Annotated in this window: 15 protein-coding genes, 1 tRNA gene and 1 pseudogene; 9 read left to right on the top strand and 8 right to left on the bottom strand. The window is 65.3% G+C overall.

The window, feature by feature from the left end; all coding sequences use genetic code 11:
- Window positions 1–341: 341 nt before the first annotated feature.
- From AKJ09_RS53230 to AKJ09_RS24595, 4 genes are read left to right on the top strand one after another with little or no spacing between them, the layout of a single operon-like run.
- The gene (locus AKJ09_RS53230; protein ID WP_169927826.1) at window positions 342–1,292 is read left to right on the top strand and encodes a hypothetical protein; all 951 of its coding nucleotides are present in this window, start codon (window positions 342–344) and stop codon (window positions 1,290–1,292) included.
- A 4-nt stretch (window positions 1,293–1,296) separates the two neighbouring features.
- Window positions 1,297–1,836 (top strand): RNA polymerase sigma factor, encoded by a 540-nt coding sequence (locus AKJ09_RS24585; RefSeq protein ID WP_169927827.1) that lies wholly within the window; start codon window positions 1,297–1,299, stop codon window positions 1,834–1,836.
- Window positions 1,837–1,850: 14 nt separating this feature from the next.
- Complete coding sequence (locus tag AKJ09_RS24590) at window positions 1,851–2,549, top strand: hypothetical protein (protein WP_146649743.1); 699 nt, start codon at window positions 1,851–1,853, stop codon at window positions 2,547–2,549.
- Complete coding sequence (locus tag AKJ09_RS24595) at window positions 2,546–4,114, top strand: caspase family protein (RefSeq protein ID WP_146649745.1); 1,569 nt, start codon at window positions 2,546–2,548, stop codon at window positions 4,112–4,114. The genes AKJ09_RS24590 and AKJ09_RS24595 overlap by 4 nt, the downstream gene beginning before the upstream one ends.
- Window positions 4,115–4,584: 470 nt before the next feature.
- On the opposite strand, the gene AKJ09_RS24600 is transcribed toward AKJ09_RS24595, so the two are convergent.
- Complete coding sequence (locus AKJ09_RS24600) at window positions 4,585–4,800, bottom strand: hypothetical protein (RefSeq protein ID WP_146649747.1); 216 nt, start codon at window positions 4,798–4,800, stop codon at window positions 4,585–4,587.
- 853 nt (window positions 4,801–5,653) lie between these two features.
- On the opposite strand from AKJ09_RS24600, the gene AKJ09_RS24605 reads away from it, so the two are divergent.
- Entirely contained in the window at window positions 5,654–6,196 is a 543-nt protein-coding gene (locus AKJ09_RS24605; RefSeq protein ID WP_146649749.1) for a DUF1036 domain-containing protein, read from the top strand.
- A 752-nt stretch (window positions 6,197–6,948) separates the two neighbouring features.
- Here the strand turns inward: AKJ09_RS24605 and tnpB are convergent.
- From tnpB to AKJ09_RS24635, 7 genes and pseudogenes are all read right to left on the bottom strand, one after another.
- Window positions 6,949–7,428, bottom strand: a complete 480-nt coding sequence (gene tnpB, locus AKJ09_RS53235; RefSeq protein WP_169927828.1) for an IS66 family insertion sequence element accessory protein TnpB — start codon at window positions 7,426–7,428, stop codon at window positions 6,949–6,951.
- 3 nt (window positions 7,429–7,431) lie between these two features.
- Window positions 7,432–7,704 (bottom strand): annotated as a pseudogene (gene tnpA, locus AKJ09_RS56245) (IS66 family insertion sequence element accessory protein TnpA); the annotation flags it as partial.
- Window positions 7,705–7,749: 45 nt separating this feature from the next.
- Entirely contained in the window at window positions 7,750–8,010 is a 261-nt protein-coding gene (locus AKJ09_RS56250) for a TMEM14 family protein (protein WP_146649753.1), read from the bottom strand.
- 16 nt (window positions 8,011–8,026) lie between these two features.
- Window positions 8,027–8,099 (bottom strand) — tRNA-Glu (locus AKJ09_RS24620).
- Window positions 8,100–8,265: 166 nt separating this feature from the next.
- Complete coding sequence (locus AKJ09_RS24625; protein ID WP_146649755.1) at window positions 8,266–8,979, bottom strand: hypothetical protein; 714 nt, start codon at window positions 8,977–8,979, stop codon at window positions 8,266–8,268.
- A complete protein-coding gene (locus tag AKJ09_RS24630) occupies window positions 8,976–9,560 on the bottom strand; it encodes an RNA polymerase sigma factor (protein ID WP_146649757.1) in 585 nt (194 codons plus the stop codon). Before AKJ09_RS24630 ends, AKJ09_RS24625 begins: the two co-directional genes overlap by 4 nt.
- A 54-nt stretch (window positions 9,561–9,614) precedes the next feature.
- A complete protein-coding gene (locus AKJ09_RS24635; RefSeq protein ID WP_146649759.1) occupies window positions 9,615–10,736 on the bottom strand; it encodes a hypothetical protein in 1,122 nt (373 codons plus the stop codon).
- 250 nt (window positions 10,737–10,986) lie between these two features.
- On the opposite strand from AKJ09_RS24635, the gene AKJ09_RS24640 reads away from it, so the two are divergent.
- The 4 genes from AKJ09_RS24640 to AKJ09_RS24655 are packed head-to-tail and all read left to right on the top strand — an operon-like array spanning window position 10,987 to window position 16,588.
- Window positions 10,987–12,204 carry a hypothetical protein gene (locus AKJ09_RS24640; protein WP_146649761.1) on the top strand — a complete coding sequence of 406 codons (1,218 nt, stop codon included), beginning with the start codon at window positions 10,987–10,989 and terminating at the stop codon, window positions 12,202–12,204.
- Window positions 12,205–12,227: 23 nt separating this feature from the next.
- The gene (locus tag AKJ09_RS24645) at window positions 12,228–13,403 is read left to right on the top strand and encodes a WD40/YVTN/BNR-like repeat-containing protein (RefSeq protein ID WP_146649763.1); all 1,176 of its coding nucleotides are present in this window, start codon (window positions 12,228–12,230) and stop codon (window positions 13,401–13,403) included.
- Window positions 13,400–14,839, top strand: a complete 1,440-nt coding sequence (locus tag AKJ09_RS24650; RefSeq protein ID WP_146649764.1) for an RCC1 domain-containing protein — start codon at window positions 13,400–13,402, stop codon at window positions 14,837–14,839. The genes AKJ09_RS24645 and AKJ09_RS24650 overlap by 4 nt, the downstream gene beginning before the upstream one ends.
- A gap of 12 nt (window positions 14,840–14,851) precedes the next feature.
- Window positions 14,852–16,588: an IgGFc-binding protein gene (locus AKJ09_RS24655; protein WP_146649766.1), complete on the top strand. Its 1,737-nt coding sequence runs from the start codon at window positions 14,852–14,854 to the stop codon at window positions 16,586–16,588.
- The last annotated feature ends 59 nt before the right edge of the window (window positions 16,589–16,647 follow it).

Genomic DNA, 16,647 nt, shown 5'->3' on the forward strand with positions numbered 1-16,647 from the left:
GAGATCGTGTACCATGATTGCGTGCGACGGCGCATCCTCGTGTTCTGGACCCGAAGCGGATCCGAACAACGAAGCGGCGGTCCATTGTCTCAACGACGGTCATCTTCTTCACCGGGGGCGCAGGTCGAGGACGAGCGCGATGTCCTCGTTTGGGCGCTTCGCGAGCCGGGTCGCCATCGCCCCAGAGCCCACTCCATTTTCGCTTAACCTCGCAGGCACCCTCGTGCGTCTTCGAAGGCGTGGAGGCGCCAATGGGCCCCGCGCTCGATTGGCGGAGTGCCCCATACTCCGCACAGGAGCTTCCTTCGAACATGGCGCCCGTGCCGCAGCGGAGATGAACGATGAAATGCGCAAGCCTGCTATTGGTCCTTGGATGTCTCGGCTCTTTCGGCTGCGGCGACCTCGGTGATGCGGATGACGGACCTCCGCTCGCCGTGATCGAGGGCCAGCTCAGCCAGACGAGCGTGAGCCCACCGGCCGCCAACGTCCGGGTCGCCGTCGTCTGGAACACGAGCACGACGGGGTTCAAGACATCCGTCGACGTGCCCGTCGCGCCCGAGTTCCCGTCGAAGTTCCGCCTCGAGTTGCAGGACACGCCGCCCACGACGGCGATGGTGGGACCGTCCGGCGAGGCCGATCCGACGGTCGGCAACCCCGGAGTGGGCGGCCGGTCCCGTCCGCTCGCCAACGGGCCCTCGAACTTCGCGTACGCGATTGGATCGGTCGTAGCCTACGAAGATCTGGACCAGAATCACCAGCTCGGTCTGATCGACGCCTTGACGCCTCCGACGGATCGCGTGCTCGGCAGCAACGACGAGCTCCTCATCGTCTACGTGGAGGGAGATCCATTGCAAGCCGGCGCGATCTTCACGAGCACGCCGCCGCCCGTGCAAGGCTATAACCTGCTCCGTAGGCCTCGTTGCTCGCAGGGATCATCGGCCGCCCCCCCGACCTGCCCGCCGATGACCTGGCTCCCGATCTCGACCCCCTACGACCTTCCGCTCACGGCAGATCCGCAGCTCGCCGAGCTTATGTGCCGGGGCGCGAACGGCAGGGCCGACGCGGAGACGACGACGACGCCCGCTCCGAAGCCAGCGCCCGGCCCGAACGGCTGGCCCGCTGCCAATACCGAGGGCCTCAACTGCAATGCAGACGGTCAGAGCTACACGCTCACCCGCTGCCAGACGAGCTCGCAGGGCCTCTGCAAGGACGCGCTCCAGTCGTGCACTCAGGAGACGTGGACGCTACCGTCGACGCCTCCGCCCGCCGAATGGCCGTGCCCGATCGAGTGAGTGGGTGAGCGAGGGCCTGAGCAACCGGGAGGTCGCCGACCTCTACCGCCGGTACGGGTTTCTCCTGCGCCGGCGGTGCCTCATGCTCATGTTCTCACGCGCCCCCGCTCAGGTCGACGATGCCCTTCAAGAGACCTTTCTCAAACTCATCCGTGCCGGAGCTCCCATCCGCACCGCCGAGGAGCCGTTGCGATGGCTCTACCGCGTTGCCGATCGAACTTGCTTCGACCTGCTTCGGAAGACGAAATACGCTCGTCGTTCGGATCCCATCGACGACGTTCTCGATGAACTCCCGGCCAACACGGGGCTCGAGCCCGAGCTGCGTCGCGCAGCGATGGAGTTGCTCGATGCGCTTGGCCAGGAGGATCAGCAGATCGCCGTCATGGCCTTTATCGACGGCATGAACCAACAGGAGATCGCGAACGAACTCGGCTATTCGCGAATGACCATCATCAAGCGCGTGGCTCGCCTGAAGGAGCGAGCGCAGCGCATTCGTACCCGAAAACCGAACGCCAACGCGCGCCGCGCCGGGGACCTCTCGTGAGCGAGCATCCGACCTTGTTCCGCCTTGATGCCCACGCCGCGGGCGATCATGACGACGGCGTGGGGGAGCATCTCGCGCTGTGCACCGCGTGCGCCGACTACGTCGAACGCCTGCATGCCGAGGTGCGCCGGCACGCCGAAGACGATGAGGCGAAGGCCGCCGAGTTCGTGCTCGATCTTACCGATCGGCAACGTGCCCATGCCGCGATTGAACATGCGCAGTCCCAGTGGCGGGCACGACCACGCCGCACGGTCGTCGCCGGGCTCTCGATCTTGGTCGCAGCAGCCGGATTGGCGCTCGTCGCACAGAATGGCATTCCGCTGACCGGGGGCGATGGGGCCGGGAGTGGGCAGTCGGCGATCCGCTTCAAGGGCAAGCTCCAGCTCGCGGTGATTCGCGATCGATCCGGCGACCAGACGCGGAGCGCGACGGAAGTCCGGGTGAGGCCCGGGGATCGATTGCGTGCCGAGATCAGCGTTGACTACTCACGCCCCGTCGAGGTTGGCTTCCTCGGGAAAGACGGGACCTGGGTCCTGCTCCTCGCCCCCGCGCTCGTCGAGGCTGGAACCTACTTCTCGGATCGCGCGGCTCAGTTCGACGAGGCGCCGACCGAAGGCTGGATCCTCGCTGGCCGACCCGAAGACGTGAAGCGAGCGAAGTCCGAGCGCTCTTTTGAGAACGTCCGTGCCATTCCGGTGGTCGCCGAACCATGACCCGGAGGGTCGTCGCCCCTCTCGTTGTCCTCGTGGCGCTCTTGCTGGTCACCTCGCCATCTCGGGCCGATCCGCTCCGGCTGCTCGTCGCAATTGGTCATCACAGCGGCCTGGCCGGTGATGTACCGCTCAAACACTCGGCGCGCGACGCGACTCGCGTCCGCGACCTGTTCGTGCAGCTCGGGGGGGTTCGTCCGGAAGACGCCTTTCTGATGGTCGATCCCACGCCGGCGCAGGTCTTCGCGGCCATTGATAAGGTCGCGGCGATCGCGAGCGGACGCCAGATAAACGACGTCTCCGTTCTTTTCTATTTCAGTGGCCACGGCGATCGCCAGGCGCTCCATTTGGGCCGTGAACGCATCCTGCTCTCCGACCTCGATCGCAAGCTCGCTGGCGTTGCTGCGGGCCTTCGCATCGTGGTCACCGACGCCTGCCGGACCTCCGATCTCCGCGGCAAAGGCGTTACGTCCACTGACCCGTTCTCGGTCACGCTCGACGCCACGCCCCGGGCCTCGGGCGTAATTCGCCTTCATGCGTCTGCCGACGGCGAAGTTGCGCAGGAGTCCGACGAGCTCGCTTCGGCCGTCTTCACGCACTATTGGCTCTCCGGCCTCGCAGGCGCGGCCGACGTCAATGGCGACGCACGTGTCACCTTCGACGAGTCGTATGCGTTCGCCTACAGCCAGACGCTCTTCCGATCGGCGCGCGCATCCGGAGTCGTGCAGCGACCGGCTGTCGAGACGGCGCTCCGCGAGGGGGCGCCCATCGTGTTGACGAACACGACGAGTACGACCTTGCTTCGCTTCCCGCGCGCTGCCGACAGCCACTACATCATCTACGGCGTCGGGTCACGGACCGTCCTTGCTGAACTCTGGAGCTCGTCGGAACGAAGGGTCGCGCTTGCCGTGCCCCCCGGGCGGTACATCGTGCATCGACGCACTGGCGGACACGCGGCGGCAGCGCAGCTCGACCTCGATAAAGATCAGGAGCGCGAGGTCCACGCCGCCGACTTCCACGCTGTTCCGGAGGAGACGCTCGCGCGAAAGGGCGGCGATCTCATCTTGCATCCGAACGAGCTCTCCGTCGGCTACGTGGCGCGCACGTCCCGTCTCTACGACTTCGGACACGAGTTGGGGGTTCGCTACGAGCATGCGTGGGACAGCTTCGCGCTCGGGATCAGCGGCACCGGCGGTACGGGTAGCGGCGCGAGCATCACGCAAGAGTCCACGGTCTCCTGGCTCGGTCTCGACGGCGTCGCCGAGGTCCGTTCGACGATCGGGCGGCTCGTCCTCCGCGCGGGAGCCGGGCCCCGTGTCCTTACGCTAGTCCGGTCGTTCGTCCGTAACGATGCGGAGCGCCTCGCACTCGCGGGATACAACACCGAGCGTCGTTTTCGCGGCATGGCGCTCGGTGGGCATGCGCTCGTCGGTGCTCGCCTGTCGCTCGGCTCGCGGTTGTGGCTCGATCTAGATGCGCGCAGCGAGTTACTCGGCGTCCGCGTCAACGGCGAGTTCACCGCTGCGTGGTCGGCCGGAGCCGGAGCCGATGTCGGTCTGTCCTTCTGACACCGCTAGGCCAGGCCGGAACGGATAGGATCGCCGCGACCGACAGCGGCTGCGTGCGGGCCCTTTCGCTCGGCAGCCGTTACGCCCGAGGCGTGATCAGCCGGTCAGGATGCCGTCGAGCTGCCGCCCAAGGCGGCTTCGCGCAACCGGGCGAGTAACGGCGGGCTGGACGGCCCCGCGCGCGGGGCGCCGCGTCCTTTGCAGCTTGGCAGTCGATCGCAGTCCTCCTCGCACGGGCGCCGTGATGGCCTATCGGGCAACGCGTGAGCAGCTCCGGTCACGCTGACGGCGGTTACGCAAAGCTCAACAGCGTCGAGGTAACACTACTGCGATGGGTTGAAGCGGGATGAGCGGGCGTCTTCGTCCGCGTGCTGGTGTCCACGCGGGAGATTTCGCGTAGGCGCGATTCGTCCGTCCCGCCCGAGGGGGAAAAAGCTGCACACGTTCGGCGACGATGAACGCGTAGCAGCTCAGGACGACCGAGACGTGATGATGCCAACCGGGAAGGAGCGGCCTTCGAAGTGAGCGAGCCCCAGCTCGCCCTTCAATTCCTCGTACGCGCGCTCCGTGCGCCAGCGTTCTTGGATGATTCGCACGATCTGTTTCTTGCTCATTCGCCGGGGAAGCGTGGTGAGCGTGAACTTCGTTGGCTTGTCCTTGCCTCGCGCCACTCCATCACAAGCCACATCGGCTCCCGATCACCCGCGTCGGTTCCCATCGTCGTATGCAACCTTCACGCGCCGGAATACGAAGTTCGACGAGAGCTTTCCGCCGGGGCCATCGCGCCATGTGAGACGACGAAACGCTTTGCGCCCAAGCTGAACACCGACGTCCTGCGCGCCGATGGGCGCCCCGTGACGTCGCTCCAACCGGGCCTGGGTGCGCTCACATGCCGCACCGGGCTTGTCGTCGGGACCGTCGGCGCTCGCCCGCGCAGCGATGGCTCCACACTCTTGCGCTCACCATCTCCCAGAATCCCATGGGCGTAGAGAGCGAAGCATTGCTTCTGCTCGCGCCGCGCAAGATGCTTGCCGATGCGCTCGTCGAGGTATTGCCGAAGCCTAAGCTCCATCGCGCCGTCGTCCGCTATCGTCATCGCGTGCAGAATGCATCGATGTGTTCTCGGTAGTGATGTTAATCCAAATAACGTTGCTACACGCAGGCCTGGATGATATTGCACATGCTGTGGGGGGAGGCCGTCGACACGGAGCAGCGCCTACCCTCGCAGGAGGGTGTTTATATGTCGAATAAGAAGCGCATCTTGCTGCTCGGGGCAAGCGTCGCTGTGCTGTTGGGGTCCGCGATTGGAGCCTCGGCCGCGTCCGACGCGCCCAAAGCCCCACGTACAGACGTGCAGGTGGAGCCCGTCGCGGCGTCGTTCGTCACGAATCCGACGGACCCGACGGACCGCCCGGCGCTCACTCCTGAGAGCGTAAGCCCGGAAAACGCGGCGACCGTTCACGCGTATGTGGGAACGCCGAATACCGCAGATACCTTTACGTTGCAGGTCGAAAGTAAGTAGTCGATTGCAGTGAGACCATGGGGAAGATGATCATGAAACGAATCGCTGCGGCTCTAACCCTGGCAACCATTGCGCTGGTTTCTAGAAACTCGTTTGCTTGGTTCGACATATGCAACAACAAGACAAACGGCGCCAGCATGTACGTAACGTATGCGTCTTACGTACCCAATACAACGAAGGTCTTCTCCGACGCCTGCGGAAGCTATGACGGCGTCTACTCACCTGCCTACTTCACGGCGTGGCGGAATACGGGCTGGTGGCACTTGGAGCCGAACCAGTGCGCACGGGTCTACGGGCCGGCGCTCACCAACACGTGGGGCTACGTGTATGCGCAAATCAGCGATGGCTCGACACTGACCGGGGCCAACATACCTTTCACGGTTTCGAATGTAGCGTTCTCGATAGATCAATATAGGGCAGGGCCGTTCAACTGCGGGGCAGGATGCGTTGGGGTGAATGGAGCGGGGAGCTGTGGTCAACCTGCTCCGAACTACTGGACAGTGAACGCGCTTCCTGTCAATCAGGGTAGCTATACTAACTTCACCTTCAGCATTCACTGATGAGACGCACGAGCATTTTCGCATCAATTGGCAGAAGAGTGACTGATTGGCCGCGAAGTGCTCGGCAATTCGTCGTGGCAACGACTGGATTGGCTATGCTCGCCATGGGGCTCGTATCGTCATGCGCGGGCAAAGATACCACTCCGGGAGAAGGCACTGCGGAGGGGGGGGCGTTGTGCCATTGGAAGTACGAGACCCCGCGTGCGGAAGTCGGTTCACCGTGTTTGCCGGAAGGAGAGCAGTATCCGTCATTTTCTGGATTTACCGAAAATCTGACTATTATTGAGAACAACAACAGAACATGCCAGAGTGGGATCTGCCTGGCGGACCACTTTCGAGGGAGGGTCACGTGCCCCTATGGGCAGAATGACACTGGACTCGCACCCGCCGGGGCACCAGCGTGCGTGACCGCTGAAGCGTGCCTTTCGCTCGATGCCGGTGCGATTGCTCCCCAATGCGCGGATCGCACGGCCGAAGCAGTCGTCTACTGCTCGTGCCGATGCGCCGCTCCGGAGGCTTCGGCCGACGACGCAGGTCCAGATTGCATGTGTCCGGACGGAATGGCTTGCACGCGAATTAGTGCAAGCCTGGGCAGCTATTGCGTGAAGACGGCCTCCGCCTTCGACGCACAAACGGCGTGCCGAGTCTCGTGTGAGCCGCGGTCATCGCCCTGTCCTTGAAACGTGAGTCCTCGATGCGCGAGACGACGAGCGAGAGCTCACGCTCTTGTGCGAGCTCTCGCTCGAGCGACCTCAGGTCGTCACACACATGAGCCGTGCGGGCTCGTGCCCGCACGCTGCGTGTGCTGGGCTCATCAAGTTCGATCGCGCCCGCTTCGTAGGTGTCCACCAGCCGCTGAAGCGTGTGTTCGTGCCGCGCACCGCACGAACCGCCTGGTCGCGCTGCACATCGTGCTCGGCGCGCGCGCTTCTCTCGTATCCCCTCCGCGGATGACGTACTTGCGGAGTGGCTGGGAAGCTAAACGGGCGCCGCGTGAAGAACACGTACATCGAGCCCGAGAACGGATCCTCGGCGAACTGCGAGCGAACGATCGCCGCAAGGCCGTCGATCCCCTTGCGGCCGTCGACCCGTGCTGTCGCAACGAGTACCGAAACGCCAGGCGGCAGTGTCAGCACGCGCGTGTCCGTCGCGAGAGCGCGTCGACCAAACGCGCCGACGTGCTCGACGTCACATCCCTCACGGACGACAACGACGAGCTCGCCGACGCGCACCTCGATCTCCGGTTGGCCCGTCGGGGACCTTGGGAGCGTGACCGCGACGAACGCCGGCTGCGAGGAGCTCGGGGACGATGCCAGCCGCTTCTTCCAGTACTGCAGTCGCTGCGTCGAGACTTCCTTCCGTCGCGCGAACCCGGCGGCGGTCTCCGCCGTCGCCGCGAGCTCGGCTAGCGCTGCGCGTGCCTCGTTGAGGACGTCATCGGCGGAGGGGATACGCTCTTTCTCGGCAGCGCCATCGCGCGGGCCGTCGGCTCCGCCGGCGCGGAGCAGCTCGACGACGAAACGCCGCGCGTACGGCTACAGGAGCTTCAGCAACTATCGACTCAGGCTCCTAAACGCGTGCGCCGAAGCGGACTTGAAGACTCCGCCCACCATCCAGTGAGAAGAGCCGAAGAGCCTGAGAAGAGCCCCAAATTCCGCGTTTCCCGAAGACCGCCAACAGACGAGGTCGCCGGCCATCAACAGCAGAGCTCCCACGATGGATCCGGCAATGAGCGACGCCGGGCTCTTCGCAAGCACGAAGCCCACGACGCTACCGGCGATGTTACAAAAAGAGAAAACCCCTCGCAGGACCAACGAGGGGTTTTGGGGGCGTCCCCAAGGGGATTCGAACCCCTGTTAGCGGCGTGAAAAGCCGCGGTCCTGGGCCTCTAGACGATGGGGACCAGTCGAAACGCGCCCCTAACTACCCGCGCTTTGGCCGCATGTAAAGAACTCGTGTGCTTAGACGGCGCGGTGGCGTCATTTTGTGCGTTTCGGCGGGGATTTTGAGGGGGAGGGGAGCGCGCTGGGACTCGTGCTGGCGCTCGCGGGACGTTGGTCGAGCTCGGATCAGTCGTTGGAATGGTCGAGGACGCGGCGGATGCGGTCGGCGTAGGGCGTGTTCGGGTGGTCAGCGAGGAGGCGCTGGCCGAGTGTGCGCGCCGTCGCTCGATCGCCGGACAGGGCGAGGGCTTCGACGTGCATGACGGCGACTTCTTCGCGAAAGAGGCCGGCCTTCGCGAACCGCTTCTCGTAGCCGACCGTTGCCTCGAGGCATTCACGGCCGTGACCCTTGGCGAGCGCTCCGCGTGCTTTCTCGACGAGTGCGAGCTCTTCGAGGAACGGATCGGCCGAGGCCGCCGGCGGAGGTGCGATGGCTGTGCGGGATGCGGTCGGCAGATCTTCGACGCGAATCGACGTCTGTTCGGGCGGCGTTTCGACCACGGCACCGGCAGGCGCCTGTGGCGCGGGAACGACGGGTGCGGGATTGGCCGATGCGGTCGTGACCTGCTGCAGGTTCGTTCCCGTCGACGGCCACGGCGAGCGCGAGATCACGCCGGTCACGACGAGCAGGCCTCCGAGACCGACGATGAGCCACGGCGTGAGCGAAGGGCTCGACCGCGCCGCGTCCGTGGCTCGCGGCGCTTCGTTCGACATGCCTTCTTCGAGGACACGTGCGGTCGCACGGGCGATGGCGCCGGGCGGGGGCATGTCCCGATCGAGCAGCGCATGGAGACCTGCGAGATCGGCGTCGCTCGAGAAGAGGCGTTCGGGCTCCTTCATCGCGTCTCCTTCAGGCGTTTGAGGTGACGCTCGTAGCGGGCCTTGAAGTCTTCGCGGGCGCGACGAAGGCGCGAGCCCACCGTACCGATGGGCAGACCGATCAGCTTCGCGATCTCGTTCATCGTCATTCCATCCATCTCGTACATGACGAAGATGGCGCGCACGTCTTCGTCGAGCTCGGAGAGGAGCCGGTAGACGACCTCGCACGCGCGCTTTTCGTCGAGCTGCTCCTCGGGATTCGGCATGGCCGCGAGCTCGGTGTCGACGTCGCGCAGGGCCTCGCGGTGCGCTTTGCGTCCGAGCTCGCGGCTCACGCGATAGGCCGTCGCCAAGAGGAAGGAGCGCTCGCTCGTCTGCTCCGCCTTGATGTCGTCGACGCGGCGCGCCGCGACGAGGAAGACCTCCTGCGAGACGTCTTCCGCGAGCTGCTCGGGAATGCCGATGCGCCGGAGGAACTTCCACACGGCATTGAAGTGATCGGCGATGAGCTGCCTTAGGCGCGCGCGGCGTGCTTCCTCGAGTGCGCTCGAGCGCTCGGATTCATCCGGCGCCACCCGAGGCGCCTGGCAGGCTGCGGCCATCGCCCCTTAATGTGAGAGCGCCCTCGAGTTGCTCACAAAAAGCGACGGGCGCCTTCAGAGCTCGAAGCCGAGGCCTACACCGGCAGAGACGCCGAGCGCCGGCGCCTGGGAAACGGGCTCGCTGCGGGGCGTGGACCCCGCGGACATCGAGGCGAGCTCGACGACCTCGAAGCGACGACGCGTGAAGGGAGCCACGAGCTCAAGCTCTGCAGTGACAACCCAAGGACCGGGAAGGTGCCAGACGCCGAGCGCGGAGACCGCGCCGTCGAACCAGTACGTCGTGGTCCGCTGCGCGAGCGGGATGCCTCGGCTCTCGACCTGGAGGATGCCCAGGTTGCTTTCGACGCAGGGCGCCACGTCCAGCGGGTCGCCGAGCAGGCGAAGGCGAAGTCGAAGCGGGCAGGCGCGCACGGTGGCGGCCGACCAGAGAAACTCCGTGCTTCCACCCGGGACGCCGATCGCGCTCGGAAGACTCTGGCGAAGACCGAGCCCGACCGACGAAGGGCCGACGAGACCGCTTGCCTCGGTCCTTCCGAACGGTGGAAGAAGCAGGTCGACGAACGCGCCCATCACCGCCATCGAACGCGCGGTCACGGCCGAGCTCGACTCGAGGCGCACGTCGAACGTCCAACGAGGCGCGCTCGCCACGGGGCGAACGTTCCTCGTCCGCCGAGGCTTCGGCTTCGAGGCTGGCCTGTCGGGAGCGATCCTGGGGTCGTCTCCCGTCTGGACGACGATCGGCGGAGCCGCGGGCTCCGGAGGTGGCTCGGGTTCAGGCGCTGGCGTGGGCTCCTCGTGTTGGTCGGAGCTCGATGCACCAGGGTCGATGACGAGTGCGACCATCACCGCGAGGGCGCGAGCCACGGTCGCGCACGTCGGGCCGGAGACGACCTTCTGCGAGGTGCGCTCGCCCACCTCGATATCGAGCGTGCCGCGGACGAGGGCCTCGCGGCGATCGAGCGCCACGACGAAGTGCCGAGCCGCGCGCTCGTCGCGGTCGTCGACGAGCCTCCACTTCGTGGTGTATCGCCGAACGCTGTCCAGAAACTCGGTTCGCGATGGGCAGGTTGCGGATGCGCGATAGTCGACGCGTACGGTCGCCGAAGGCGCCCGAGTCTCGTCCGCCCGGCCCTCCTCAGGCGCGATGCACGCCAGAAGGAAGACGCCCGCGGCCACGTAACGACATCGGCGACCCGGGCCCATGAGGGATCGCCCCCATGACGACACCCCCAAGGCCGGCGAGCAACAAAATAGTCGTCGGCCTCGGCTCACTTTTCGTGAGCAAACGGAGCTCGCCATCTCATTTAGGGGCGATGGACGGACGGAACGACGAGCGACGCGAAGCTCGAGCTCGTGTTCGTCGCCGGTATTTCAAGGTGGAGGTCGAGGTGATGCGCATCGATGTTCCGGAATCGACGGGTGAGCGATGAAGCGCCTTGCTGCTTCGCCCATCCGCTACGTCGCGCTCGCGGTGCCGTTCGCCGTCGTTCTCGCCGCGGCGTCTTGCTCGGACGACGGGCGCGTCGTTGTCGGTGGCATCGGTCCGACGCCGGAGGCAGGGACCTCCGGACCGGCGTTCGTCGAACCCGGCGAAGAGGCAGGCTCTGCGCCGATCCTCATGTGCGTCAGCACCGAGTGCCCGGCGCCGTATGCCGATTGTCCAACGTCCACCCACCGCTGCGGAACGCACCTCGGCGACGATCCGAACAACTGCGGTGCGTGCGGGCGAAAGTGCCCCGATGACCCGGTGCTCCAGGCGCTGCAATCGGGCGGGATCGGCACGATGAATCTCGTGTGGGATTGCGTCGAAGGTAAGTGCTCTGCGCGTTGCCACGATCCTCTCGCCAACTGCAACGGCCACCTCGAGGACGGCTGCGAGGTCGACGTCACGTGTGATCCCGAGAACTGCGGGGCGTGCGGGAACAAGTGCGCGCCCGGACAGGCGTGCGTGTTCGGCACGTGCGGTTGCCCGAACGGTCTGACCGCGTGTGGCCCCGGGCAATGCGATGGCGCGCAGTGTGCCGACACCAGCACCGACTTCTTCAATTGCGGCACCTGCGGCAACGTTTGCAACGTTCGGCCGCCCGATCTCGACCTGAAAGAGCACATGGATTGGGGCTGCTCGGAGGGCAGCTGCAAGGTGGTCTGCGCGAGCGATTGGTCGGAATGCGATCACGATATCGACAACGGCTGCGAAACCAACATCACTACGAAAGAGAACTGTGGAGCCTGCGGGCACGCGTGCAAAGACACGGAGTCGTGCATCCAGAAGCGCTGCGTGTGTGATCCCACGAAGACGAACTGCTGCGAGAACAGCCAGGTCGTCTGCGATGGTGCGTGTGTCGCGCTGAGCAGCAATCCGGATAATTGCGGCGCGTGCGGGAACAAGTGCCCGGGCCCGCCGGTGGACGGAGGCGGCAGCGGAAACGTGCAGGTGACCTGCGTGCAAGGAAAGTGCGGGTTCGCCTGCGATCCCGGTTATTCCGACTGCAATCAGGATTTGACCGACGGATGCGAGGCGTGGCTTCGCTTCGACGCGAACAACTGCGGCGCCTGCGGGACCGCGTGCGCCCCCGGCCAGCCGTGCGTCGAGGGAGTCTGCGCGACGGAACCGTGTGACGGCGGCCCCACCACCTCTCGGTGAGAGCGAGGATGAGCATGCGCATCATGAGACGGTGGATGAACGTAGGGATCGTGGTGGCGACGGCGGCGTTGTCGGCGGCGCTCTTCGTGGGCTGCAGCTCTGACGACGTCGAGCCCGTGTCCCCCAGAGGCGCAGGGCCGACCCAACCCATCACGGAGACGGATGCCCAAACGTCCGATTCGGGAAAGGACGTCGCACAGCCTGACGATGGCGGCGCGCTCCGCGATGCCGATGCAGCCGATGCCGACCTGGGGCCATGCAGCGTCGACGGCTGGTGCGAGACCGACCTGACCTCGCCGAACCTGGAAGCCATCTGGGGCAGCGGCCCGAACGACGTGTGGGCCGTCGGATGGTTCGGCACGATCATGCACTGGGACGGAACCGCCTGGACTCGCTTCGAGAGTGGTACGCAATGGCCGCTCTTCGGCATCTGGGGGACCGGCCCGAAGGACGTATGGGCCGTGGGTCGTTACGGAACGGTGCTGCACTGGGACGGCACGAGCTGGACTCCTGTTGCGAGCAATACGACCGTCGAGCTGGTCGGTGTCTGGGGCAATGGCCGTGGCGACGTCTGGGCGGCCATTGGTTTCGACCGTGCGATGATGCACAAGGATGCCGCCGGGGGTTGGAGCCGCGTGCAGTTCGCCGGCTTCAACTACATGACCGGAATCGCGGGCGTCGAGCAGAGCTCGTTGTGGTTCTGGGGAAGCAACGGCGTCTTCCGTTGGAATCAAGACGCTACCGGTCCGATGGACAACATCGCCATCGACATCTCCTTTCCGTGGTGGTCGTCGACCTATCCGTGGGATCGCGGCCAGAGCCCGGTCACCAGTGTGTGGATGGCGGGCCCCGCGGACCTGTGGATCCTCACGCAGCGAGGGGACGTCTACAACTGGAAGGAAGCGACCGACGGTAGCGTCACCGCCGTGCAATCCCGCGTGCCGTCGAGCGGTGCCGCGCAGGACGGCTCACTCAAGTTCACGTCGATCTGGGGATCGAGCCCGACGAACCTTTGGGCGTCCGGTCAATTGGGCAGAATCGTGCATCTCGAAAATTCGAATTGGTCACTTTCGTCGACGGCCGTTCGCAATCGGATCTTCGATTGTACGCTCTCGCTTTGGGGGGCGAACGCGGACGACGTCTGGGCCGTGGGCAAGTGTGCAGATGGCCAAGCCGTGGCACTTCGGAGGCATCCATGAGAAAGCTCGCCCTCGTCAGCTTCGTCCTCGCGTCGTGCGCCGCATGGTATGGCTGCGCGTCGACCCAGGAGGTCGAGGTGGTCGATGCACCGGATTCGGAGCCGTCGAACCAGCTTCTCGAAGCCTCCGCGTCCCAGCCCGATGTCGACGACAAGGACGTTCGCGAGCCAACCGACACGGGCGCCGATGCCATCGCCGATGCGAACGACGCCGACGCAGATGCGGACGTGATCGACGAAGATCCCAACGCGAATCCAGTTCGGTCGATCGCGCTTGGAGTCGACGTCGCATGTGCGATCGTCGACACGGCAGATCGAACGAACGTGCTCAAATGCTGGGGCTACGACTCGAGCGGCCAGGTCGGCGTTGGTCGCGACGGCGGTTATGCGTACGTTGCGGCTCCGACGGAGTTGGCTCTCGACGACGTCCGTAAAGTGGCCATCGGCTCCGATTTCGTGTGCGCCTCGACGGGCGACACCGGTTTGATCCACTGCTGGGGAAGCAATTCCACGTATCAGCTCGGAAATGGCATCTCCGGGAAACTCACCACGCCGCCTCAACAGGTCACGATCGGCGGGACCCTCGAGCTGGCTGCCGGTCGACAGCACACGTGCACACGACTCGACCATGGCGGTCCGATGATGTGCTGGGGAAGCAACGGATATGGTCGTCTCGGCGTCGGCGACGAATTGCCGAAGAAGTCCCCGACGGTGCTCATGGATGGTTCCGGACAGGGACTCTTTCTCGGGCAAGACGTCGCTCTCGGTGATTCCCACTCCTGCGCTCGAAGCGCGTCGGGCGATGCGGTTTGGTGCTGGGGTTGGAACTGGTATGGCCAGCTCGGGACCAGGACCCTGCCGGACGGCAGCGTAGGAGCACCCACCGATCGACCGCCGAACTATCTCGTTCCGGCGCGCGTGACGGGATTGACGGGGACGGTCCGTCAGGTGGTCGCGGCGCTCCACGACACGTGCGCGCTGATGGACGACGGCACGGTTCGCTGCTGGGGCGAATGCTCCACCGGCACGTGCAAGGAGTTCATGGACCCGCCGCAGCCGGAGCCCAAGGTCATCGTCGACGGCGAGACGCAGCTTCCACTGCAGGGCGTCGTCAAGATTGCAGGCGGCTACTCGACGGCGTTCACGCCGGAGATGCACTTCTGCGCTCTCCTCACGGACGAAACCGTTCGCTGCTGGGGCTCCAACGCTCACGCGCAGCTTGGTCGGCCGGTGAGCAAGGCATGGTCGCTCCAGGCGACGCGGGTGCCTGGGCTCACCCACGTCACGGACGTCGCGGCGGGCTCGACGTTCAGCTGTGCACGCATCGGTCAACGCAGGCTCAAGTGCTGGGGGGACAACACCCGAGGAGCGCTCGGTCAGACGGCCATCCAACCCGGTGACGACATTCGACCGACTCCGCAAAACGTCGAACTTTGACGAGAGCAAGTCATGATCTCTGATCGAATGGGGGTTCGGATTCTGGTTGGCCACGCCGTCTTCGCGCTCGCTCTCGCGGCGTGCGCGGGGGGAGACCGGGCCACGTTCGGTGATCCACCGCCTGCGGACGACGCCGGTCTGGAGAACGGGCCCCCGCTCATCGATCCCACCCCTGTCTCGGGATGTCAGCGCGCCATCGACGATCGGAGCAGCATCGGTTGTGACTACGCGCTCTTCTACCCGCGTGCCTACAACGCGCGGGGGTATCCCTTCGATGTCGGCGGAGGCTGTTTTGCGGCCTTCGTGGCGAACGACAGCGAACGCCCGGCGACGCTCGAGGTGACGTACGGAGACCAATCGCTCGACGTCACCAAGTTTGCCTATATCCCCTCGGGCAACGGCAAAGGGATTACGTACGCGCCGCTCACCAATGCCGAATTGCCTCCGCGGCAGGTGGCAATTCTGTTCCTCGCCAGTACGACGGACTCACCGCAGAAATGTCCGGCAGGAACGCGCCCGGCGATGTCGGCCGACGTGTCGATCGTCGGAACGGGACTCGGCAAAGCGTTTCGCCTCAAGACGTCCGAGCCCGTCGTCATGTACGACATCTTTCCGTATGGCGGTGGAGTTGCCGGCTTGGCGTCGGCAACGCTCCTCCTGCCGACGAGCAGCTGGGCCACCAATTACCTCGCGGTCACACCCCAGCCTGGCGTGCTGTCGGCGCAGGCGAAGACGGGAACCGCGTCCACCATGGGCGACAATTCGCTCGACCCGTGGGTGGTCATCGTCGCCTCCGAAGACGACACGCACGTGACCGTGACTCCCACCGCCGATCTGAGCGGCGGAGGCGGCATCGAGCCCACGCCTCGCGGCACCGAGCGGACGTACAGCTTGCAGAAGGGGGACGTCCTCCAGTTTCGCCAGATGAGCGAGCTCATCGGAACGCCCATCAACTCGGACAAACCGATCGGCGTCTGGGGCGGTTCGACGTGCATGAACATCCCCGAGGGCGTGCCGGCGTGCGATTCGGCGCATCAGCAAATCCCTCCCGTGCGAGCGCTCGGCAACGAGTACGTGGCCGTTCGACCCCGGAATCGCTACGCCGCCATGGACGAGACCCCGCCGTGGCGAATCCTGGCGGCGGTGGACGGCACGCAGCTGACCTACGTTCCGGCGCGTCCGGAAGGGGCGCCGGAGACGCTCGACAAGGGCCAGTTCGTGGAGTTCCGCAGCGGAGAGCCTTTCACGGTCAAGAGCCAGGGCAAGACGCACCCGTTCTACATGGCGGGCTACATGGAGAGCTGCGAGACGTACACGAACGACGTGAAGGATTGCCGAGGCGATCCGGAGTACGTCAACGTGATCGCGCCCGAGCAATATCGGACGTCGTATGTGTTCTTCACCGACCCGACGTATCCTGAAACGCACCTCGTGGTGGTGCGCGCCAAAGGTGAGAACGGATTTTCGGACGTCAACCTCGATTGCCGAGGTCCGCTCACCGGCTGGACGCCCGTCGGCGACTACGAGTACACGCGCGTGGACCTCGTTCGCTTCAATTTCGAGGGCCAATCGGGCTGCGACAACGGCCGTCACGAAATGACGAGCGACTCACCCTTCGGGGTCACGGTCTGGGGGTGGGGCTCGGGCGAAACGGGCGATCTGACGAGAGGCTTCTATTCGATCTACGTCAGCTATGGTTATCCCGCAGGCGCCAGCATGAAGCTCATCAACGACATCGTGGTTCGCTGAGGCCGAGTCTCTCGACGCGCGCGACCTGGCACGTGAACGAGTACAGGTCGCCGCCGGTT

Origin of the sequence: Labilithrix luteola, assembly GCF_001263205.1 — a bacterium.
Taxonomy (GTDB): domain Bacteria; phylum Myxococcota_A; class Polyangia; order Polyangiales; family Polyangiaceae; genus Labilithrix; species Labilithrix luteola.